At 51.7% G+C, this 20,135-nt stretch carries 20 protein-coding genes and 1 pseudogene; 14 read left to right on the forward strand and 7 right to left on the reverse strand.

The genetic code is table 11. From position 1 onward, the window contains the following. Positions 1-119 precede the first annotated feature (119 nt). The 6 genes from galS (at position 120) to BM427_RS15800 (ending at position 6,102) form a co-directional block, all read left to right on the forward strand. Complete coding sequence (galS, locus tag BM427_RS15775; RefSeq protein ID WP_090123074.1) at positions 120-1,145, forward strand: HTH-type transcriptional regulator GalS; 1,026 nt, start codon at positions 120-122, stop codon at positions 1,143-1,145. A gap of 294 nt (positions 1,146-1,439) precedes the next feature. Further along, positions 1,440-2,438 carry a galactose/glucose ABC transporter substrate-binding protein MglB gene (gene mglB, locus BM427_RS15780; RefSeq protein ID WP_090123076.1) on the forward strand — a complete coding sequence of 333 codons (999 nt, stop codon included), beginning with the start codon at positions 1,440-1,442 and terminating at the stop codon, positions 2,436-2,438. Between the two features lie 83 nt (positions 2,439-2,521). Next, the gene (mglA, locus tag BM427_RS15785; protein ID WP_090123078.1) at positions 2,522-4,042 is read left to right on the forward strand and encodes a galactose/methyl galactoside ABC transporter ATP-binding protein MglA; all 1,521 of its coding nucleotides are present in this window, start codon (positions 2,522-2,524) and stop codon (positions 4,040-4,042) included. Positions 4,043-4,057: 15 nt separating this feature from the next. Then, positions 4,058-5,068, forward strand: coding sequence for a galactose/methyl galactoside ABC transporter permease MglC (gene mglC, locus BM427_RS15790; RefSeq protein ID WP_090123080.1), 1,011 nt, complete (start codon positions 4,058-4,060; stop codon positions 5,066-5,068). Between the two features lie 188 nt (positions 5,069-5,256). Continuing rightward, positions 5,257-5,484: a hypothetical protein gene (locus BM427_RS15795; protein ID WP_090123082.1), complete on the forward strand. Its 228-nt coding sequence runs from the start codon at positions 5,257-5,259 to the stop codon at positions 5,482-5,484. Positions 5,485-5,685: 201 nt separating this feature from the next. After that, complete coding sequence (locus BM427_RS15800; RefSeq protein WP_090123084.1) at positions 5,686-6,102, forward strand: hypothetical protein; 417 nt, start codon at positions 5,686-5,688, stop codon at positions 6,100-6,102. Positions 6,103-6,108: 6 nt separating this feature from the next. Here BM427_RS15800 and sanA read toward each other — a convergent pair whose 3' ends face one another. The 4 genes from sanA to BM427_RS15820 form a co-directional block, all read right to left on the reverse strand. Continuing rightward, positions 6,109-6,828 (reverse strand): outer membrane permeability protein SanA, encoded by a 720-nt coding sequence (sanA, locus tag BM427_RS15805; RefSeq protein WP_090123086.1) that lies wholly within the window; start codon positions 6,826-6,828, stop codon positions 6,109-6,111. A 125-nt stretch (positions 6,829-6,953) separates the two neighbouring features. After that, positions 6,954-7,838: a cytidine deaminase gene (gene cdd / locus BM427_RS15810; protein WP_090123087.1), complete on the reverse strand. Its 885-nt coding sequence runs from the start codon at positions 7,836-7,838 to the stop codon at positions 6,954-6,956. Positions 7,839-7,967: 129 nt separating this feature from the next. Beyond that, positions 7,968-8,663, reverse strand: coding sequence for a CidB/LrgB family autolysis modulator (locus tag BM427_RS15815; RefSeq protein ID WP_090123089.1), 696 nt, complete (start codon positions 8,661-8,663; stop codon positions 7,968-7,970). After that, positions 8,660-9,058, reverse strand: coding sequence for a CidA/LrgA family protein (locus BM427_RS15820; RefSeq protein ID WP_090123090.1), 399 nt, complete (start codon positions 9,056-9,058; stop codon positions 8,660-8,662). Before BM427_RS15820 ends, BM427_RS15815 begins: the two co-directional genes overlap by 4 nt. 228 nt (positions 9,059-9,286) lie before the next feature. Between BM427_RS15820 and dusC the strand changes: the two genes are divergently transcribed. The 5 genes and pseudogenes from dusC (at position 9,287) to BM427_RS15840 (ending at position 15,422) form a co-directional block, all read left to right on the forward strand. Continuing rightward, a complete protein-coding gene (gene dusC / locus BM427_RS15825) occupies positions 9,287-10,234 on the forward strand; it encodes a tRNA dihydrouridine(16) synthase DusC (protein WP_090123092.1) in 948 nt (315 codons plus the stop codon). A gap of 694 nt (positions 10,235-10,928) precedes the next feature. Further along, positions 10,929-11,059: pseudogene (locus BM427_RS26085) on the forward strand (5'/3'-nucleotidase SurE); the annotation flags it as partial. A 138-nt stretch (positions 11,060-11,197) separates the two neighbouring features. Then, positions 11,198-12,031 carry a BglG family transcription antiterminator LicT gene (gene licT / locus BM427_RS15830; RefSeq protein ID WP_090123094.1) on the forward strand — a complete coding sequence of 278 codons (834 nt, stop codon included), beginning with the start codon at positions 11,198-11,200 and terminating at the stop codon, positions 12,029-12,031. Positions 12,032-12,158: 127 nt separating this feature from the next. After that, positions 12,159-14,015, forward strand: a complete 1,857-nt coding sequence (gene bglF, locus BM427_RS15835) for a PTS beta-glucoside transporter subunit IIABC (protein WP_090123096.1) — start codon at positions 12,159-12,161, stop codon at positions 14,013-14,015. Between the two features lie 15 nt (positions 14,016-14,030). Beyond that, the gene (locus tag BM427_RS15840) at positions 14,031-15,422 is read left to right on the forward strand and encodes a glycoside hydrolase family 1 protein (RefSeq protein ID WP_090123099.1); all 1,392 of its coding nucleotides are present in this window, start codon (positions 14,031-14,033) and stop codon (positions 15,420-15,422) included. A 35-nt stretch (positions 15,423-15,457) separates the two neighbouring features. On the opposite strand, the gene BM427_RS15845 is transcribed toward BM427_RS15840, so the two are convergent. Next, positions 15,458-16,372: a LysR family transcriptional regulator gene (locus tag BM427_RS15845; protein WP_090123101.1), complete on the reverse strand. Its 915-nt coding sequence runs from the start codon at positions 16,370-16,372 to the stop codon at positions 15,458-15,460. Positions 16,373-16,445: 73 nt separating this feature from the next. Between BM427_RS15845 and BM427_RS15850 the strand changes: the two genes are divergently transcribed. Continuing rightward, positions 16,446-17,402: an MBL fold metallo-hydrolase gene (locus BM427_RS15850; RefSeq protein ID WP_090123103.1), complete on the forward strand. Its 957-nt coding sequence runs from the start codon at positions 16,446-16,448 to the stop codon at positions 17,400-17,402. Positions 17,403-17,460: 58 nt separating this feature from the next. On the opposite strand, the gene yohP is transcribed toward BM427_RS15850, so the two are convergent. Next, the gene (gene yohP, locus BM427_RS26570) at positions 17,461-17,544 is read right to left on the reverse strand and encodes a small membrane protein YohP (protein ID WP_015572324.1); all 84 of its coding nucleotides are present in this window, start codon (positions 17,542-17,544) and stop codon (positions 17,461-17,463) included. A gap of 106 nt (positions 17,545-17,650) precedes the next feature. On the opposite strand from yohP, the gene BM427_RS15860 reads away from it, so the two are divergent. Next, positions 17,651-18,421 (forward strand): SDR family oxidoreductase, encoded by a 771-nt coding sequence (locus BM427_RS15860; RefSeq protein WP_090123105.1) that lies wholly within the window; start codon positions 17,651-17,653, stop codon positions 18,419-18,421. A gap of 206 nt (positions 18,422-18,627) precedes the next feature. Here the strand turns inward: BM427_RS15860 and BM427_RS15865 are convergent, their stop codons facing one another. Then, the gene (locus BM427_RS15865; RefSeq protein WP_090123108.1) at positions 18,628-19,212 is read right to left on the reverse strand and encodes a DedA family protein; all 585 of its coding nucleotides are present in this window, start codon (positions 19,210-19,212) and stop codon (positions 18,628-18,630) included. A gap of 169 nt (positions 19,213-19,381) precedes the next feature. Between BM427_RS15865 and BM427_RS15870 the strand changes: the two genes are divergently transcribed. After that, the gene (locus tag BM427_RS15870; protein WP_090123109.1) at positions 19,382-19,969 is read left to right on the forward strand and encodes a Yip1 family protein; all 588 of its coding nucleotides are present in this window, start codon (positions 19,382-19,384) and stop codon (positions 19,967-19,969) included. Positions 19,970-20,135 lie beyond the last annotated feature (166 nt).

The following is a 20,135-nucleotide window of genomic DNA, read 5'->3' on the forward strand; positions in this document are numbered from 1 at the left end:
CCGTTTCCATTCATGTGAAGTCACTCACGTAGCATTCCTGCCCCGACTGCCAGAATAGCCTCCTTACTTAACCCAGGGGGTGAGTGTGAACAGCCGCAATCCAGAAAAGGTGGGTGAAAATGATCACCATTCGTGACGTTGCCCGTCATGCGGGCGTCTCCGTCGCGACGGTTTCCCGCGTGCTGAATAACAGCGCGCTGGTAAGCCAGGATACGCGTGAGACGGTGATGAAAACGGTCGCGCAGCTTGGTTACCGCCCGAATGCCAACGCGCAGGCGCTGGCCACACAGGTGAGCGATACCATCGGCGTGGTGGTGATGGATGTCTCTGATGCCTTCTTCGGCGCGCTGGTCAAAGCGGTGGATACCGTTGCACAGCAGCACGATAAATATGTGCTGATCGGCAACAGTTACCACGAAGCTGAAAAAGAGCGCCACGCTATTGAAGTGCTGATCCGTCAACGCTGTAATGCCTTGATTGTTCACTCGAAAGCGTTGAGCGATGAGGAACTGTCCAGCTTTATGGAGCAGGTTCCAGGCATGGTGCTGATCAACAGGTTAGTGCCAGGATATGCGCACCGCTGCGTCTGCCTTGATAACGTCAGCGGGGCGGTAATGGCAACGCGCATGTTGCTGAATAATGGTCATCAGCGCATCGGCTATCTCGCATCCAGTCATCATATTGAAGACAACGACTTGCGCCGCGAGGGCTGGTTCCGCGCGCTGGAAGAGCAAGGCATTGCTGCGACGGAGAGCTGGGTTGGCACCGGCTCGCCGGATATGCAGGGCGGAGAAGCGGCAATGGTTGAGCTGCTTGGTCACAATCTGCAACTCACTGCTGTCTTCGCCTATAACGACAGCATGGCGGCAGGGGCGCTGACGGCGCTGAAAGATAACGGCATTGCGGTGCCGCAGCATCTGTCATTGATCGGTTTCGATGATATTCCCATCGCCCGTTACACCGATCCTCAACTGACGACCGTGCGCTACCCTGTGGCGTCAATGGCACGCCTCGCCACTGAGCTGGCGCTGCTGGGAGCTGCAGGGAAGCTGGATCTGCAGGCGTCGCACTGCTTTATGCCCACGCTGGTGCGCCGCCACTCTGTTGCCACCCGGCAAAGTGTGGCTCCGATCACTAACTTATAACATTGACCGATGTAACCGTTTTCAATCTGTGAGTAAATTCACAGTATCTTAACAACGCGCTGACTATGATGTCAGCGTCTTAGAAGTTGAAACACGATGTAACGGTGATTATTCACTTTAACCACGAGTAATTACTTTGAAACATCGACGAAATCGAACTTCCGGAGCGTTACCGAACACGGACGAATGGAATTTTTAGAGTGAACTTCGGTCGACCGTAACGTTTTAGTAACATTCCGGCCTGCCGAACATATTCATAAGAACTACCCTGCATATAAAAAAACCGGAGATACCATGAATAAGAAGGTGTTGACCCTCTCTGCTGTTATGGCAAGCATGCTTTTTGGCGCAGCCGCACACGCAGCCGATACCCGCATTGGTGTGACCATTTATAAGTATGACGACAACTTCATGTCTGTTGTGCGTAAAGCAATTGAGAAAGATGCCAAAGAAGTGCCGGATGTTCAGTTGCTGATGAACGACTCCCAGAACGACCAGTCGAAACAGAACGATCAGATCGACGTTCTGCTGGCGAAAGGCGTGAAAGCACTGGTCATTAACCTGGTTGACCCGGCGGCAGCGGGCACTGTTATTGAAAAAGCGCGCGGCCAGAACGTTCCGGTTGTTTTCTTCAACAAAGAACCTTCACGTAAAGCGCTGGATAGCTACGACAAAGCCTACTATGTGGGGACTGACTCTAAAGAATCCGGTGTGATTCAGGGTGACCTGATTGCCAAACACTGGGCTGCTAACCCGGCATGGGATCTGAACAAAGACGGACAGATCCAGTACGTACTGCTGAAAGGCGAACCGGGCCATCCGGATGCTGAAGCACGTACCACATACGTTATCAAAGAGCTGAACGCCAAAGGCATCAAAACGCAGCAGCTGGCGCTGGATACCGCAATGTGGGATACCGCTCAGGCGAAAGATAAAATGGATGCCTGGCTCTCCGGTCCGAATGCAAACAAAATTGAAGTGGTTATCGCTAACAACGATGCGATGGCAATGGGCGCAGTTGAAGCGCTGAAAGCACACAACAAGTCTTCTATCCCGGTCTTCGGCGTCGATGCACTGCCAGAAGCACTGGCGCTGGTGAAATCCGGTGCAATGGCTGGTACGGTGCTGAACGATGCCAACAACCAGGCGAAAGCAAGCTTTGACCTGGCGAAAAACCTCGCCGAAGGCAAAGGTGCCGCTGATGGCACCAACTGGAAAATCGACAATAAAATTGTTCGTATTCCTTACGTTGGTGTAGATAAAGACAACCTGGCTGAAATTGCCGGTAAATAATATTAAGTAAGCATGTTCTCACTGGGCGTATTAATCAATACGCCCATTAATAATACGATATGCCAGGCCAACAAGGTATAATTATGGTCAGCAATAATACTCAGTCGTCAGGTGAATTCTTGTTGGAAATGAGCAATATCAACAAGTCTTTTCCTGGCGTAAAGGCACTCGATAATGTCAATTTAAAAGTCCGTCCACATTCCATTCATGCATTAATGGGAGAAAACGGTGCAGGTAAATCAACATTATTAAAATGTCTTTTTGGGATCTATCAAAAAGATTCCGGTAGCATTCTTTTTCAGGGGAAAGAGATCGATTTCCATTCCGCAAAAGAAGCGCTGGAAAATGGTATTTCGATGGTTCATCAGGAACTTAACCTGGTGCTGCAACGTTCCGTGATGGACAATATGTGGCTGGGTCGCTACCCGACCAAAGGTGTATTTGTCGACCAGGAAAAAATGTACCGTGATACCAAAGACATTTTTGATGAGCTGGATATTGATATTGATCCACGGGCGCGTGTGGGAACATTATCTGTTTCACAAATGCAGATGATTGAAATTGCGAAAGCGTTCTCTTATAACGCCAAAATCGTTATTATGGATGAGCCAACTTCGTCTCTGACTGAAAAAGAAGTCAATCACCTGTTTAAAATTATTCGCAAGCTGAAAGACCGCGGCTGCGGTATTGTTTATATCTCTCATAAAATGGAAGAGATCTTTCAGTTGTGTGATGAAATAACCGTCCTGCGTGATGGGCAATGGATCGCCACTCAACCGCTGGAAGGGCTGGATATGGATAAGATCATCGCCATGATGGTCGGGCGTTCGCTTAACCAGCGCTTCCCGGATAAACAGAACATACCAGGAGAAACCATTCTTGAAGTGCGTAATCTGACCTCGTTACGCCAGCCCTCTATTCGCGATATCAGTTTTGATCTGCGTAAAGGGGAAATTCTCGGCATTGCCGGGCTGGTAGGGGCGAAACGCACCGACATTGTTGAAACCTTATTCGGCATTCGCGAGAAATCTGCCGGGACCATTAAGCTGCATGGCAAGCCGATTAATAATCACAATGCCAATGAAGCGATCAATAATGGCTTCGCGCTGGTGACCGAAGAGCGTCGTTCTACCGGTATTTATGCTTACCTTGATATCGGTTTTAACTCATTGATTTCTAATATCCAAAACTATAAAAACAAAGTTGGCTTACTGGATAATAGCCGCATGAAGAGTGATACCCAGTGGGTTATCGACTCTATGCGTGTAAAAACGCCAGGACACCGCACGCAAATTGGTTCGTTATCCGGTGGTAACCAGCAGAAAGTTATTATTGGCCGCTGGTTATTAACTCAGCCGGAAATTTTAATGCTCGATGAGCCGACCCGCGGTATTGATGTTGGTGCGAAATTTGAAATTTACCAACTGATTGCCGAACTGGCCAAGAAAAATAAGGGGATTATTATTATTTCCTCTGAAATGCCTGAGTTGTTAGGCATCACTGACCGTATTCTGGTAATGAGCAATGGCCTCGTCTCCGGGATTGTTGATACTAAAACGACAACGCAAAACGAAATTCTCCGTCTTGCGTCTTTGCACCTTTAAGATCAGGGGCTCCTCATGAGTGCGTTAAATAAGAAAACTTTTCTCACTTATCTGAAAGACGGCGGTATTTACGTTGTTCTTTTAGTGTTACTGGCCATTATCATTTTTCAGGATCCCACTTTCTTAAGTCTACTTAACTTAAGTAATATTCTGACCCAATCATCGGTACGTATTATTATTGCGCTGGGGGTGGCGGGGTTAATCGTTACTCAGGGTACTGACCTTTCCGCAGGGCGCCAGGTCGGGCTTGCCGCCGTGGTGGCGGCGACTTTGCTGCAGTCGATGGATAACGTCAACAAAGTCTTCCCGCATATGGAAACCATGCCGATTCCGGTGGTGGTTCTGATCGTCTGCGTAATCGGCGCGGTGATTGGGCTGGTGAACGGTATCGTGATTGCGTACCTGAACGTGACGCCGTTTATTACCACGCTTGGTACAATGATCATCGTTTACGGTATCAACTCCTTGTACTACGACTTCGTTGGTGCGTCGCCTATTTCTGGCTTCGCTAGCGGTTTCTCGAACTTTACGCAAGGCTTTATCTCGATGGGCAGCTTCCGTCTGTCGTACATCACTTTCTATGCGTTGATTGCCGTCGTCTTCGTCTGGGTTCTGTGGAATAAGACCCGCTTTGGTAAGAATATTTTCGCCATTGGCGGTAACCCGGAAGCAGCGAAAGTCTCTGGCGTTAACGTTGCGCTTAACCTGCTGATGATTTATGCCCTTTCCGGTGTATTCTACGCGTTCGGTGGGATGCTGGAAGCGGGTCGTATCGGTTCTGCGACTAACAACCTCGGCTTCATGTATGAGCTGGATGCTATCGCGGCATGCGTGGTGGGTGGCGTCTCCTTCAGCGGTGGCGTGGGTACGGTCATCGGTGTGGTAACAGGTGTTATTATCTTTACCGTCATCAACTACGGGCTGACCTATATCGGTATCAACCCGTACTGGCAGTATATTATCAAGGGCGGAATCATCATTTTTGCCGTGGCGCTGGACTCATTAAAATACGCACGTAAGAAATAATTACGATATGCTCACTAGGCCCGCTTCCCGTAGCGGGCTTTTTTGGCTTTTTTTTCACCGTGTTAAAGGTTTTTCTCACGGAAAATAGCGCCTGACGACCACAAGAAAACTTCATAACAACTGACTTGTTAAATTTTTCATTTCAATGCTACGCTGAACTCAGGCACAGCGTTTATAAGGAGATTGAGATGAGCAGCGCAGGCGTATTTCCCGCATTCCCCGTCACTGGCTGGCAGGTTGGGGCAGTAGATAACGCGCATGGTGTGGTGATGAAGTTTGGCTACAGCACATCGCCAGCCGGGCCGGGCGCATCGGTGTTCGATTCGCAATTTTTTGATTTATCCCCCGACCAGGTCAGAAGCCTGATTTACGACCTGGAACGTTGTTTACATCAGTGCGAGGAGAAAGTGGCCTGACAGCTATTTTATTCAACTGCCATCTGTGATGAATTACCAAATATATCATCGTGATGGCAGCTCATTATTTCAAAAATTACACAATCGCTTTTACCCCCACAAATAATAATTAAGTTAATTCTGAATGCCTTCATCTGCATGACTATTTACGCTTAAAAGAATGAATCTGTGAAAGTTGTATACGCAGCTCAGGGGGTGCTCATGAATTTTGTGTATTTTAAAGTTGATAGTTTGCCGTACGAAAAAAATCACCAGGTCAGTTTCTATTTAAAAGGCGTAGAACTATTGCGCGATGGCGATATTATCGCTACTCCAGGTGATATTAAAATTACCGAATTACCGTTCTTCTATTTTTGCATTGTGCCAACGGGTTTTCGCAAAATAGAATTCCGTTTAAAAAATAGTCCACCGTCACGAATCGTATGCAGTGTGGGTTATCTGAAGACTGGTGAATATCTGGTCAATACGCCGGATGGCGAGGTGATTTTACCGTTCAATGCTCTGAACGGATTATGGTCTCTGGAGCAGACCACTATTGACCACCGCGATTTTCTTGCGCGTCGTTTTACACTGATTCGCCCGGTGAAAAATACGACCCGCAACACATCAGTGAATTAAACGCGCTCAGTTTTTCGCTTTCTTCTGCAATTCCATCAACTGTCCGACGGTGACAGCCGGATAGCCCTGCTCATCGTCGGGAACTTCCTGCATTGAGGGAATCGGCACCGGCGGGCCAAGGAAGCGCGGCTCGCGTTTAAAGAGATAGAGATCGGCGATGGTACCCAGCCGGGCACCAAACTCGCGCACCCGCACGCTCCACATATTTTTCGGTGACGGCACGGCATAACATTGCGCCTGAATCCCCATATGCTGCGCGATGAACAGGGCGCGTTCGCAGTGGAAGCGTTGCGTAATAATGATGAAATCGTTAGTGTCGAAGACCTTACGCGTGCGGACAATGGAATCCAGCGTACGGAAACCCGCATAGTCGAGCACGATATCTGCCGGATCGACGCCTGCGGCAATCAAATCTTTACGCATAGTGACCGGTTCGTTATAGCTTTGCTGCGCATTATCCCCGCTCAGCAGCAGGTAGTTGACCTTGCCGCTATTGTAGGCATTCAGCGCACCTTGAATCCGGTAGCGGTAATACTGATTGATGACACCGGTGCGGTAATATTTTGCCGTTCCAAGCACCACGCCAACCTGACGCCAGGGAAGATCCTGCAAATCGTCATAAATATAGGGGGCGGTTTTCCAGCTCATCCAGCGATCGAGGCCAAGCGCAGTTAACAGCAGTAAGCCGATCATGACTAACAGGCTGTAGAAAAAACGCTTTAGCATGCAGCAGACTCAGTACAGGAGTGAAATTTAACTCAGGCTACTTTACCCGTCTGGCAAGCGCAAGAAACAGACGCTCAACTGCAGGCTTTTTCATCACTGCGGGTTTTGCCCGCAGTGTGTGGAGATTAGGCGAGTTGCAGGTGTTCTATCTGATGACAGCCGATGGTGTGCAGCGTGGCGGCGGTAGCATCCCACTGAGTGAGCGGCGCGTCGGCACGTTCTGCCAGCACCGCCCGTTCAATATCGGCGTAATCATAACCGTTAAGGCTCAGCAGATTCAGCGCGCTTTGCAACGGCGGTAGCGATGGGTTGAAGGCGGCATTTTCGGCATACCGACCGCTGAAAATCTGCCCGCCACGACACAAGATGGCCACGCCGGCAGGTGAATTGGTATAAGGTGCGTGGCTCTGGTTCGCTGCGATAATTGCAGCCTGCGCCAGTTCATCGCCGTCCGGCAGGAAACCGTGATTGGCGGTATCCATCAGCAGCGTTTTTATCTCAAGATCTTTCGGACCAAACGCATCCGGCAGGTAATGGCCCAGCGTATATGGCGCGCGACCTGGCAGATGAATATGCAGATCCAGCCCGCTGTTTAGCTCATTCATAAACTGGCGACAGTGACCGCAGGGGGTGTAGTTCACCGTTACGGCGGAGAGAGATTTTTCACCACGCAGCCAGGCATGGCTGATAGCGCTTTGCTCGGCGTGCACGGATTGTTGCAGGGTGCTGCCAGCAAACTCCATATTCGCGCCGAAATACCAGGTTCCGCTGATACCGCGCGCAATAGCGCCAACATTGAAGTGAGAGAGGTCAGTGCGGGCACAGGCGGCGGCGAGCGGCAGTAGCGCAAAAGCCAGTGCATCTTCGTCCAACCCACTCGACCGCTGCAATGTCGCCACCTGCTCTGCGCTCAGCATGGCAGGAAAGTGATCATCCGCCAGAAGAGGAGCCAGCGCAGTTTGTAAATTCTCCGCAAGCCCGGAAAAAGCAGTGTGAAAACGTGAATGCATAACGGTGCCTCATAACAGTGTTTTGGAATCGTAGTTTACGGGGCTAAGTGCCCCTTATGTGTGATTCACTTCACACTGTATATGCAACTTATGAAACCCAAATAAGAAATGCGCGACGAATCGCAACTTTCAGCCGAACACAGCCAGAATCACCGGGAACAGGAATGGTGCGACCAGCGAGGTAATGATCCCGCAAATCACCAGCGCCAGGGAACCGAATGCTCCTTCCTGATAATCCAGCTCCGCACAACGCGCAGTGCCCAGCGCATGCGAAGCCGTTCCCATTGCCAGTCCACGGGCAGATTTGGTATGAATATGCATAATATTCAACACGGTGTGTCCAAAGACCGCGCCTAATATGCCCACAAAGATAACGCAAACTGCGCTGATTGCCGGGATACCGCCAATACTGCCGCCTACCGCCATTGCAATGGGTGTGGTGACCGATTTTGGTAATACCGACGCGGCAATTTGCGGTGTTGCCCCCATCAGCAACGCAATTGCTGCACCGGAGGTCATCGCCACCAGGCTGCCAATAAAACAGATGGTGATTATCGATTTCCAGCGTGCGCGGATCTGGTGCAACTGTTCATACAAGGGGAAGGCCAGCGCCACGACCGCCGGTTGCAGCAGATCGTTCAGAACTTTACTGCCCTTAAAATAGTGATCGTAAGGTGTACGGGTGACTAACAGGATGGGGATAATTACCACCATCGCCACCAGTAACGGGTTGAGCAGCGGCATTTTAAACCGTGCGGCGAGTTTGCGCGCGGCAAAAAAGACCACCAGCGTCAGGGGTAATGACCACCAGATATACGTCATCATTCTTTGCTACCTTTTTGTCCTGAGACTTTACGTTCGCCGTGTATCAGATGGGTACTCCAACTCACTACCAAAAAAGCAATCGCTGTACTGATCGTGCAGGAGACAATAATCGGCCCAAACTGCGCCCGCAGCAGGTCGTAATATTGCATGACACCTACGCCAATCGGCACAAACAGCAGCGCCATATAACGGATCAACAGGAAGCAGCCTGGATTAACCCATTTTGCCGGAAGGATTTGCAGCGCCAGCAGCACAAACATAATCAGCATGCCAATGATACTGCCAGGGATGGTGATCGGCAGCAGCGAAGCCAGCCAGATGCCCGCGTATAAACAGGCGTAAATCAGTACGAAAGCGCGAAGATACTGCCAGATAATATTCAATGATTTGCTCATGGTGAAAGCCCTTGCTGAAACGCATTCATCATACAATTAAAGCTTAAAACGTGCTACTGATCACATCATGAATTGTGAGCATACCAAACATTCCATTTGGGAACGTTATGCATTCCCACAAGATTTGCTGTATGAACCCGCTCAGTGTAGTTCCCCCGTGCGATAAAGGCTCTTTCCTCGCTGCTACGGAGACGCTACTATGGCGCCTCATTTTTCCCGGGGTGATCTATGCGTGTCTTACTGGCGCCGATGGAAGGTGTGCTCGATTCTCTGGTGCGCGAGCTGCTGACCGAGGTTAACGATTACGATCTGTGCATTACTGAGTTTTTGCGCGTGGTTGATCAACTGCTGCCGGTAAAATCGTTTCACAAGATCTGCCCGGAGTTACACCGGCAAAGCCGTACCCCTTCCGGAACCTTGGTTCGCGTGCAGTTACTCGGGCAGTATCCCGAGTGGCTGGCGGAAAATGCGGCACGGGCGGTGGAACTTGGCTCGTGGGGGGTTGATCTTAATTGTGGCTGCCCGTCAAAACTGGTCAACGGCAGCGGCGGCGGTGCAACCTTGTTGAAAGATCCCGAGCTGATTTACCGGGGCGCAAAAGCGATGCGCGACGCCGTCCCATCGCATCTGCCAGTGACGGTAAAAGTGCGTCTCGGTTGGGATAGCACTACCCGGCAGTTCGAAATCGCTGATGCGGTCCAGCAGGCGGGCGCAACGGAACTGGCGATACATGGGCGCACCAAAGAGGACGGTTATAAAGCGGAGTGCATCAATTGGCAGGCGATTGGCGAGATCCGCCAGCGTCTGTCAATTCCGGTTATTGCCAACGGTGAGATATGGGACTGGAAAAGTGCTCAGGCATGTATGGCGGCTACCGGCTGTGATGCGGTGATGATTGGCCGCGGTGCGCTGAATGTGCCAAACCTGAGCCGGGTGGTGAAATACAATGAACCGCGTATGCCATGGCCTGAGGTGGTGGCTCTGCTGGCGAAATATTCGCGTCTGGAAAAGCAGGGCGATACCGGTTTATATCATGTGGCGCGTATTAAACAGTGGCTGGGTTATTTGCGCAAAGAATATAACGAAGCCAGTGATTTGTTCGCCGAAATTCGTAGCTATAAAACGTCGGAAGAGATAGCGGCGGCAATTTTGCGTGTTAAGCTGAATCCACAATAATGTAATAATTATGTCAGCACTTGATTTATGCGTTAGCTGAATCACGTTTTTCCTTTATTCATAAGATAGCTTCTGGATTATTTAAAATCAGAGTGCTATTTCTGTTTGCACAATATCAGAATTGTTACTTTTATACAGGCAAAACCTAAATTTACAGGAAGCGTTATGGCGAATTCTGGATTTTGTTTTTTATCTGGTATATTAATGGAATAACTAACTTACTCTTTTAAATTAATTTATTCATTTGTCACCGACATTGGCATCAGTTCGATAGCTATTCAGTGGTCAGTAATATAATAATAGTATGCATATCATGGCTCTTTTAAAATTATTACTCCTTTTTACGCTGGCAGGTTATCAATATCACAATATTGAATCGGGTATTGGTTGGTTAAAAACCAGGTCCTTCTGGAATAATGGCCCGGGAGGTTTTACTGGCATTTTGGGAAAAATACCCGAGGCGCATTTTATCGTCCGGGGGATATTTCGCCGGGACGCCGTGACGCCTCAAAGGTTTTTCGCTGTTTGCCGGAACAGGTCCCGGCTACGGCTGGAAATTGAACAATGGAAAACCGTGGCTTGCCGAAGATAAACGCACTTTTCATCGCGCGAAAGGCATCGGCGGCGCGGTTTCCGTGGAATACAAATTTGGTCTGCTTAACTAAAAAGGAGTGTAGCCATGAAAAAAACAGTGATGGTATTGTCGGCAACGGCGCAGGCAGCGCCTGGCGTACATGCGGCGAAAGGGTATGACGTCTGGATGGTGGCCCTGCGACGAATCAGAGCGGTATCGGTTCGGCGATCACCTTTAAATCGAACAAGATCACAATTTTAATCTCCCGGCATGTTTTTTATCGTTGGGAAACTGGTAGAGTCAGCACCTGGATTGTTACTGCTTAGGCAGGCGAAACCTGATTGTCCGGCAACTGCTGGAGGTCAGGTTTTTTTGTTTCCGGGGCCGTAATGAAAATTGCCAAAATATTAAACAATAATGTTGTGGTAGTGCTGGATGAGCAGCAGCGCGAACAGGTTGTTATGGGTCGGGGGCTGGCGTTCCAGAAACGCCCCGGCGATGAACTGGATGAGTGCTGTATTGAGAAGGTGTTTTCTCTACAAAGCGATGAGCTGGTGCGCCGTCTCAGTGAACTGCTCAGTCAGATCCCGCTGGAAGTGATAACCGCCTGCGATCGCATAATCGAACTGGCCCGTAGCCAGCTCGGCAGACTACAGGACAGTCTCTACATTACGCTGACCGACCACTGTTATTTTGCGCTTGAGCGGCAGAAAAAGGGCGTTGTAGTGCGTAACGTATTGTTGTGGGAGATCAAGCATCTCTATCCGAAAGAGTTTGTGCTGGGTCAGCAGGCACGGGCGATACTCGCTAAGCGCCTTGATGTTGAGTTGCCTGAAGATGAGGCCGGGTTTATCGCCTTGCATCTGGTGACGGCGCAACTGAACAGCGAAATGCCGGAAGTGATGCATATCACTCAGGTGATGCAGGAAATTTTACGCATCGTGAAGTATCAGTTAACGCTGGAATACGATGAAGATTCGCTGAGCTATCATCGCTTTGTGACGCATCTGAAATTTTTCTCGCAGCGCTTGCTGAACCGTACGGTGGTGGCGGATGACGATCTCTCCCTGCATCAGGCGGTGAAAGAGAATTATCAACTGGCATGGCAGTGTGCGGAAAAAGTTGCTCGCCATCTGGTCAGCCACTATCAACATCAGCTAACGAACGAAGAAATTATGTTCCTCGCCATTCATATTGAACGGGTGAGAAAAGAAACACGTTAAAACAGGGTGTAAAAGGATTGTTACTGCATTGTGCAGGCAAAACCTGAGACCGGCTCCGAGAGGCGCTGGCTCAGGTTTTTTTTTACTTAGTCACCGCCTTCGGGCGACAGATGCAAGGGAATTCAACATGGAATATCAAGCGTTGGCGAAAGCGATCCTCAGCCACGTTGGTGGGAAGGAGAATATCAGTAGCCTGGTACACTGTGCGACCCGGTTGCGCTTCAAACTCAAGGATATGCAGAAAGCGGATGCCGAAGGATTAAAAGCCAACCCCGGCGTGATTATGGTGGTAGAAAGCGGCGGCCAGTTTCAGGTTGTGATTGGCAACCATGTGAACGCAGTGTGGCAAGCTGTGCGCCAGGAGGCAGGATTAACGGACGAAACGCCAACGGCGGCGGCAGAAGATAAAGGCACTCTGCTGGGGCGATTGATTGATATTGTTTCCGGTATTTTTACCCCATTTATCGGCATTCTTGCCGCATCCGGGATCCTCAAAGGGCTGCTTGCTCTGGCGATTGTTTGTGGCTGGCTCACAACTGACAGCGGCACCTATAAGATCTGGTTTGCTGCCAGTGATGCGCTCTTTTTCTTCTTACCGCTGGTGTTGGGTTATACCGCGGGAAAAAAATTCGGCGGCAGTCCTTTTGTCTCCATGGTGATTGGTGGAGCGCTGACGCACCCGTTGATGATAGCGGCCTTCAATGCCAGCCAGGCTGGCGGTGCGGCCAGCGAATCTTTCCTCGGTATTCCTGTGACGTTCCTCAATTATAGTGGTTCCGTCATTCCGATTATTCTTGCCGCCTGGGTCAGTTGCTGGCTGGAAAAGCAGGGTAATCGCTTCCTGCATGCGGCGGTAAAAAACTTCTTTGCGCCGCTGATCTGCATCGCCATCACTGTCCCGTTAACGTTCCTGATTATTGGTCCTGTCGCGACCTGGCTGAGCCAGATGCTGGCGCATGGCTATCAGACCATCTACACGTTGGCGCCCTGGCTGGCCGGGGCGTCGCTGGGTGCGCTGTGGCAGGTCTGCGTGATCTTTGGCCTGCACTGGGGGTTGGTACCGTTGATGATCAACAACCTTGCCGTATTCGGGCAGGATTCCATGCTACCGATCCTGCTACCTGCGGTGTTCGGCCAGGTTGGCGCAACGCTGGGTATCTTTTTACGAACCCGCGATGTGCGACAGAAGATGCTGGCGGGTTCATCCATCGCAGCCGGGATTTTCGGCATCACCGAACCGGCCGTGTACGGTTTAACGCTGCCGCTGCGCCGTCCGTTTATTTTTGGTTGCGTGGCGGGATCCATCGGCGGGGGTATTGTTGGCTTTAGCGGTAGCCATGTCTATTCCTTTGGTTTCGCCAACATCTTTACCCTGGCTCAGATGATCCCGCCGGGCGGCGTCGATGCAACGCTGTGGGGCGGTATTATCGGTAGCATAGTGGCACTGCTCTTATCCAGTGTGCTGACTTTTTTTGCTGGACTGCCAAAAGCGCCGGTTGCCGCAGAGCCGGGTAGCGCGGCAATGCCTGCGGAGAACGTGGTTCTGGCACCAATGAGCGGTACGGTTCTGGCGCTGGAGCAGGTAGCGGATGCCACCTTCGCCAGCGGTTTGCTCGGGCAGGGTGTGGCGATCATTCCGCAGGACGGGCGTGTGGTGGCCCCGTTTGCCGGGGAAGTGGCATCGCTATTTGCTACCAAACATGCGATCGGGCTGCTCAGTGATAGCGGTGTTGAAGTGTTGATCCACGTGGGTATCGACACCGTCAAGCTGGGAAGTGGGCCCTTTACCGCACATGTTCAGGTGGGGGACAAAGTGAATGTGGGCGATCTACTGCTGGAGTTCGATCGCGCTGCGATCCTTGCTGCCGGTTACGATCTCGCTACGCCGATTATTATCAGTAACAGCGATGACACCGGTGTTGTGCGTACCGTGGCTGTAACCTCAGTACAGGCTGGAATGCCGCTGCTTGCGGTCGCCGGTTAATCAAAGGAGAAAGTGATGAAATTATTTCCGAAATCGTTCTTGTGGGGCGGGGCTATTGCTGCAAACCAGGTTGAAGGTGCGTATCTGGAAGGAGGAAAAGGCCTTTCAACGTCGGATGTCCAACCAAAAGGGGTGTTTGGTGATGTGGTCGAACGCGTGGCGGGAGACAGTGCACTGAAAGATGTCGCCATCGATTTTTACCACCGTTACCCGGAAGATATCGCGCTGTTTGCGGAGATGGGGTTTAGCTGCCTGCGCGTATCGATTGCCTGGACGCGTATTTTTCCGAACGGTGATGAAACCACGCCGAATGAAGCGGGCCTTGCCTACTACGACAAGCTGTTTGATGAACTGGCAAAATACGGCATTACGCCGTTGGTCACGTTATCCCACTATGAGATGCCGTGGGGGCTGGTCAAACAGTATGGTGGCTGGGGCAGCCGTCAGACCATTGGCTTCTTCGAACGTTATGCGCGTACTGTGTTCAGTCGCTACAAAGCGAAGGTGAAATTGTGGTTGACTTTCAATGAGATCAACATGTCATTGCATGCGCCGATGACCGGCGTCGGGTTGCCGGAGAATAGCAGAAAAGAGGCGGTTTATCAGGCGATTCACCATCAACTGGTGGCCAGCGCGCTGGCTGTGAAGGCATGCCATGAGATTATCCCGGATGGCAAGATCGGCAATATGCTGTTGGGCGGGCTGATGTATCCGCTGACCTGCAAGCCGGAGGATGTGTTCGAAGCGCTGCAGGAGAACCGTAGCTGGCAGTTTTTTGGCGATGTGCAGTGCCGTGGCGCATATCCTGGCTATATGCTGCGCTATTTCCGTGATAACGGTATTTGCGTTGAGATCACCGCTGCCGATCGGGAAGCGCTGACATCTACCGTCGATTTTATTTCGTTCAGCTACTACATGAGCGGCTGCGTGACCACCGATGAAGCGCTGAATCAGCTGGCGCGCGGCAATATTCTCAGCATGGTGCAAAATCCGCATCTGACCAGCTCTGAGTGGGGCTGGCAGATCGATCCGGTTGGCCTGCGTACGCTGCTGAATATGCTGTGGGATCGCTGGCAAAAACCGTTGTTTATCGTTGAGAACGGTCTGGGTGCGAAGGACAAGGTGGAAGCCGATGGTAGCATCAACGACGACTACCGTATTGCCTATCTCAACGATCATCTGGTGCAGGTACGCGAAGCGATTGACGACGGTGTCGACGTGATGGGTTACACAAGCTGGGGGCCGATTGACGTAGTCAGCGCATCGAAAGCCGAGATCTCCAAGCGTTACGGCTTTATCTATGTGGATCGCGATGATAACGGTAACGGCACGCTGGCGCGCAGCCGCAAGAAGAGTTTTTACTGGTATCGCGATGTCATTGCCAGCAACGGCGCGACGCTGAAGTGAAGTAATGCAAACGGGCCCGCTAACGGGCCTGATTTTTACCCGATCAGATGGCGGACAAACTCTTTCAGCCACATCACCGCCGGGTCACTGCTGTGACGCTGGTGCCACAGTAGCGCCACTTCGACCGGTTCTGCATCCAGCGGCAGCGGGCTTGCCAGCAAACCGCGCGTTCTCTGCCACTCTGTCGCCAGCCCGGCGGGTACGGTCGCCAGCGCTGGCATCGTTTCCAGCAGACCAGGCAGGGCGGCAAAATGCGGTGTGGTGTAATGCACACGGCGCTGATGACCGGTTTTTGCCAGCAGCGTATCGAAATGGCTGCTGGTTGCCTCGCGGTAACTGACCATCAAATGGGGATGAGCGGCAAACGTGTCGACATCCAGCGGCGCGCTGAGCGTCAGTTGTTGCGGGTGCCAGAGCGTGACAAATGACATGGTGGTCAGCACCTCACGTTCAAGCCAGCGCGCCCCGGCGGTGGCAACGCTGATCGCCATATCCATCTCGCCGCCTTCGAGCCGCGTGGCATCGCTGAAAGGATCGCTGGCCACTACGTTCAGACGCATGCCAGGAGCCGCCTGCTGAAGTGCCGGGATCAGATGCGGCATCAGCCACATTTCTACCCAGTCGGCCATACCGAGCGTCAGCGTGACGTTCACCGTTTTCACATCAAACGCCACTTGATGAAACAGCGCACTCTGCAACTGTTCCAGCAGCGGCAGCAACTTACTGTGCAGCTCTTCCGCTCGATCTGTAGGTTGCATGCGATGGCCGCTACGGATAAACAGCGGATCGTCAAACAGGGTGCGTAGACGCGACAGCACACCGCTCACTGCGGGCTGGCCCAAATGTAGTTTATCCGCCGCAGCGGAGACGCTCTGTTCGCGAAACAGTACGGCAAAGGCGATCAGCAGGTTCAGATCGATTTTACGGAAATCATTTTCTTTGATAGTCATTATCTCTCCAATCAATTGGATCGATAATAGTGCTGACGGAATACTGTTGCAATGAAAACAACAGGAGAAAGTGATGAAACATTATCCTCTGCTCATGGCGCTGGTGGGCGCAACGATGATCTTCAGCGCCCACGCAGCGCAACCACCCAGTACGCATCAGGCGCAGGCACCGGGATATTACCGGATGGCGATGGGCGACTGGCAAATCACCGCTGTTTCCGACGGCACGGTCGCGGTGCCGTTTGACAAGCTGCTCACGCATATTTCGCCCGCAAGGCTGCAATTACAGATGGCGAAAGCCAACCTGGCGGTTCACGGCGAAACGTCAATCAACGCCTTTGTCATTAATACCGGTAAGCAGTTGATTCTGGTTGATACTGGCGCAGGGCCGCTGTTTGGCGATGCGGGCGGGCATCTTCCGGATAACTTGCGGGCGGCTGGCATTGATCCCGATGCGATTGATACGGTGCTGCTGACTCACATTCATGCCGATCACTCTGGCGGCGTTCAGCGCGACGGCAAGCTGGTGTTTCGCAATGCCACGGTGCGGGTCGATCAGCGCGACGTGGATTTCTGGCTCAACCCGGCACATATGAAAGAAGTTGAAGAGAGCCAGCGTCATACCTTTGCAGAATCCGAACGCTCGCTGCGACCGGTGATCGATGCCGGTAAACTCAGTCCGTTCCGCGCACCCACGGAGATCATTCCCGGTATTGACGCAGTACCCGCGCCAGGGCATACGCCGGGCAGCGTGATATATCGTGTCACCCACGGCGGTAAGACACTGATGCTCTGGGGCGACATTATCCATGCGCATCCGGTGCAGCTACCGGACCCCGGCGTGGCGATCCATTTTGATGTCAACCAGCAGCAGGCCATTGCCACGCGCCAGAAAGTGCTGGCGCAGGTTGCCCGCGAAGGAGACTGGATTGCCGCCGCACATATTGCATTTCCTGGCATTGGCAAAGTGATAAAAGCCGATAAAGGCTACCGCTGGGTGCCGATTAACTACAGTGCGCAGGGGAATTAATCTGGCGGATGGCGCTGCACTTCAGGTTGGCTGAAGTGCAGTCACCACCCGGTCAGCATTAAAAAATCATTTTAAACACGCCTGTCACCACCAGCAGACCAATCAGAAAGATAATCAGGATCACCCAAAGTAAAATCTTCAACATTTTTAACGTCCTTCATGCATACGGAAGTACAAAGCTTAGATAAACTGCTGCATTTTTGCCTTTTTTCTATACTTAATGATTTGCAATCACCGGAGGGCGAACGATGACTGTTACCCATGTTGCTGTAATCACTGCCGCAGATTCCGGTATCGGCAAGCAATGTGCGCTGATGCTGGCAGAACAGGGCTTTGATATTGGTATTACCTGGCATTCAGATGAAAAGGGCGCGCAAGAGACGGCGCGGCAGGTACAGGCTTTCGGACGAAGGGCGGAAACTATCCAGCTCGATCTTAGCCAGTTGCCAGAAGGCGCGCAGGCGATACAAACGCTGATTTCCCGTTTCGGACGCATCGATGTGTTGGTCAATAATGCTGGCGCGATGAGCAAAGCGCCTTTCCTGGAGGTGACGTTCGAAGACTGGCGCAGCATTTTTACCGTCGATGTCGACGGCGCGTTTCTCTGTGCGCAAATTGCGGCGCGGCAAATGGTGGCACAGGGGCAAGGCGGACGCATCATTAACATCACATCGGTGCATGAGCATACACCACTGCCGGAGGCAAGTGCCTACACGGCTGCGAAACATGCGCTCGGCGGATTAACCCAGTCGATGGCGTTGGAACTGGTTGAACACCACATTCTCGTCAATGCGGTTGCGCCTGGCGCGATAGCCACGCCGATGAATAACATGCGCGATGATGATGCTAAACCCGGTTCGATGCCGAATATTCCGCTGGGCCGGCCCGGCACCACCAAAGAGATAGCCAGCATGGTGGCCTGGCTCTGTTCAGAGCACGCCAGTTATACCACCGGGCAGTCGTTTATTATCGACGGCGGATTTATGCTCGCTAACCCGCAGTTCAAACCTAAAGCTTAGAGCCTATCCCATTAGGCTATTTTATTTGCCATTTTGGTGCCGGGCAGTGCTCACACAAAATGTGTTGGCATTTTGAACGCCGCTTGCGGCGGCCCTTTAGGGCGAGCGAAGCGAGTCATCCTCACGTACCGCATGTACGCTGCGGTTGTTGCGCGCTGTCCGTGTCCAAACTGACGGCAACACTATACGCTTACTGGGATAGGCTCTTAATCGTGCTTTGCGCTGTTCTGGTGCTTCTTACGACGGTGCCGGAACCACCAGCGCAGACAAACCACCAGCGCGATAGCGATAAGCAGCCAAATCCAGCGTTTTACATGCTGGTCGAACTGATGCAGCCACGGGCCAATCACTTCTCCGCCAACATAGCCCAGCGTGGTGAACAGTAACGCCCAGACGATCGCGCCAAGAATATTCAGCGGCAGAAAAATTTTCGGACGCAGATGGCTGGTGCCAATCAGCAATGGGCCCACGATGCGAAAGCCATACATAAAGCGTGAACCAATCACAAACAGGTACGGATGGCGGCGGATCAGCGTTTGCGCTTGGTGAATTTTGTCACGATGATGTGAGAAGCGGCGCAGTATTTTCATGCCGTAACGGCGGCCAAGCAGATAGAGCAACTGGTCGCCAATCATGCCGCCCAGTGCCACGGAGACAACCACCAGCGAGAAGCGTAATAACCCCTGATGCGCTGCAACTCCGCCAAGCAGCGTGACGGTCTCACCTTCAGCAATACTGCCAATAACCAGCGCGGCATAGCCATACTGGCTAATCAGTTCATTGATATCCATTAAAAAGAAGCCCTCCCGGTAAAACGCTTATAAGCATACACCCGACAGAGGGTTCTTGCCGGAAGGATACGTTGTTCTACAGCGCTATTTTTATGGCTGTACAAAAAATAATCACAAGAGTGAATTATACTTGCAGTGTCGTTTTTCGTGCTGTCAGAAGGGGGACGTTATGAACCATGTCTGGGGATTGTTTTCCCATCCCGATCGTGAAATGAAGGTGATCAAAAGCGAAGACGAGACGGTTTCGCATCACTACACTCACCACGTGCTGGTCATGGCGGCGGTACCGGTTATTTGTGCGTTTATTGGTACCACACAAATCGGCTGGAACTTCGGTGAGGAGAATGTGGTCAGGCTGTCGTTGTTTACTGGCTTCTACATGGCGGTACTCTTTTATGCGCTGATGCTGGTGGGAGTGGCTGTAATGGGCCGCGTCATCTGGTGGATGGCACGGGGCTACCCGCAGCGCCCAGGGCTTGAGCGCTGTATGGTGTTTGCCGGTTATGTTGCGACACCGCTGTTTCTGAGCGGTATTGTGGCGCTCTATCCGCTGGTATGGCTGTGCGCGTTGGCGGGCACCACTGCACTGTTCTATACCGGTTATCTGCTCTATGTTGGTATTCCGACCTTCCTGAATATCAATAAAGAAGAGGGGCTGAGCTTCTCCAGTTCCACGCTGGCGATTGGCGTGCTGGTGCTGGAAGTGCTGCTGGCGCTAACGGTTATCCTCTGGGGTTACGGCTACCGCCTGTTTTGATAAAATGCATTGCTGGCGCAAATGCCAGCAATGCAATCTTCAGCAATCATTCTTCTGTGGCGACAACCCTGCATGGCGGCTATTATGCGCAGGCTAGCCTCATTATTTTCCTGATTAATGAAAGCGGTGTGCGTAATAACGTGCGTGAATAATTTTCAGAAGTCTC

Source organism: Kosakonia arachidis, assembly GCF_900116535.1.
Lineage (GTDB): Bacteria > Pseudomonadota > Gammaproteobacteria > Enterobacterales > Enterobacteriaceae > Kosakonia > Kosakonia arachidis.

Excerpts from the sequence above, each read along its gene's own strand:
- mglA (WP_090123078.1), top strand. The coding sequence starts at position 2,522 with ATGGTCAGCAATAATACTCAGTCGTCAGGTGAATTCTTGTTGGAAATG.
- cdd (WP_090123087.1), bottom strand. The coding sequence starts at position 7,838 with ATGCATTCACGTTTTCACACTGCTTTTTCCGGGCTTGCGGAGAATTTA.
- BM427_RS15795 (WP_090123082.1), top strand. The coding sequence starts at position 5,257 with ATGAGCAGCGCAGGCGTATTTCCCGCATTCCCCGTCACTGGCTGGCAG.
- galS (WP_090123074.1), top strand. The coding sequence starts at position 120 with ATGATCACCATTCGTGACGTTGCCCGTCATGCGGGCGTCTCCGTCGCG.
- BM427_RS15845 (WP_090123101.1), bottom strand. The coding sequence starts at position 16,372 with ATGACTATCAAAGAAAATGATTTCCGTAAAATCGATCTGAACCTGCTG.
- mglC (WP_090123080.1), top strand. The coding sequence starts at position 4,058 with ATGAGTGCGTTAAATAAGAAAACTTTTCTCACTTATCTGAAAGACGGC.
- BM427_RS15840 (WP_090123099.1), top strand. The coding sequence starts at position 14,031 with ATGAAATTATTTCCGAAATCGTTCTTGTGGGGCGGGGCTATTGCTGCA.
- bglF (WP_090123096.1), top strand. The coding sequence starts at position 12,159 with ATGGAATATCAAGCGTTGGCGAAAGCGATCCTCAGCCACGTTGGTGGG.
- dusC (WP_090123092.1), top strand. The coding sequence starts at position 9,287 with ATGCGTGTCTTACTGGCGCCGATGGAAGGTGTGCTCGATTCTCTGGTG.
- licT (WP_090123094.1), top strand. The coding sequence starts at position 11,198 with ATGAAAATTGCCAAAATATTAAACAATAATGTTGTGGTAGTGCTGGAT.
- BM427_RS15865 (WP_090123108.1), bottom strand. The coding sequence starts at position 19,212 with ATGGATATCAATGAACTGATTAGCCAGTATGGCTATGCCGCGCTGGTT.
- BM427_RS15815 (WP_090123089.1), bottom strand. The coding sequence starts at position 8,663 with ATGATGACGTATATCTGGTGGTCATTACCCCTGACGCTGGTGGTCTTT.
- BM427_RS15850 (WP_090123103.1), top strand. The coding sequence starts at position 16,446 with ATGAAACATTATCCTCTGCTCATGGCGCTGGTGGGCGCAACGATGATC.
- mglB (WP_090123076.1), top strand. The coding sequence starts at position 1,440 with ATGAATAAGAAGGTGTTGACCCTCTCTGCTGTTATGGCAAGCATGCTT.
- BM427_RS15860 (WP_090123105.1), top strand. The coding sequence starts at position 17,651 with ATGACTGTTACCCATGTTGCTGTAATCACTGCCGCAGATTCCGGTATC.
- BM427_RS15800 (WP_090123084.1), top strand. The coding sequence starts at position 5,686 with ATGAATTTTGTGTATTTTAAAGTTGATAGTTTGCCGTACGAAAAAAAT.
- sanA (WP_090123086.1), bottom strand. The coding sequence starts at position 6,828 with ATGCTAAAGCGTTTTTTCTACAGCCTGTTAGTCATGATCGGCTTACTG.
- BM427_RS15820 (WP_090123090.1), bottom strand. The coding sequence starts at position 9,058 with ATGAGCAAATCATTGAATATTATCTGGCAGTATCTTCGCGCTTTCGTA.
- BM427_RS15870 (WP_090123109.1), top strand. The coding sequence starts at position 19,382 with ATGAACCATGTCTGGGGATTGTTTTCCCATCCCGATCGTGAAATGAAG.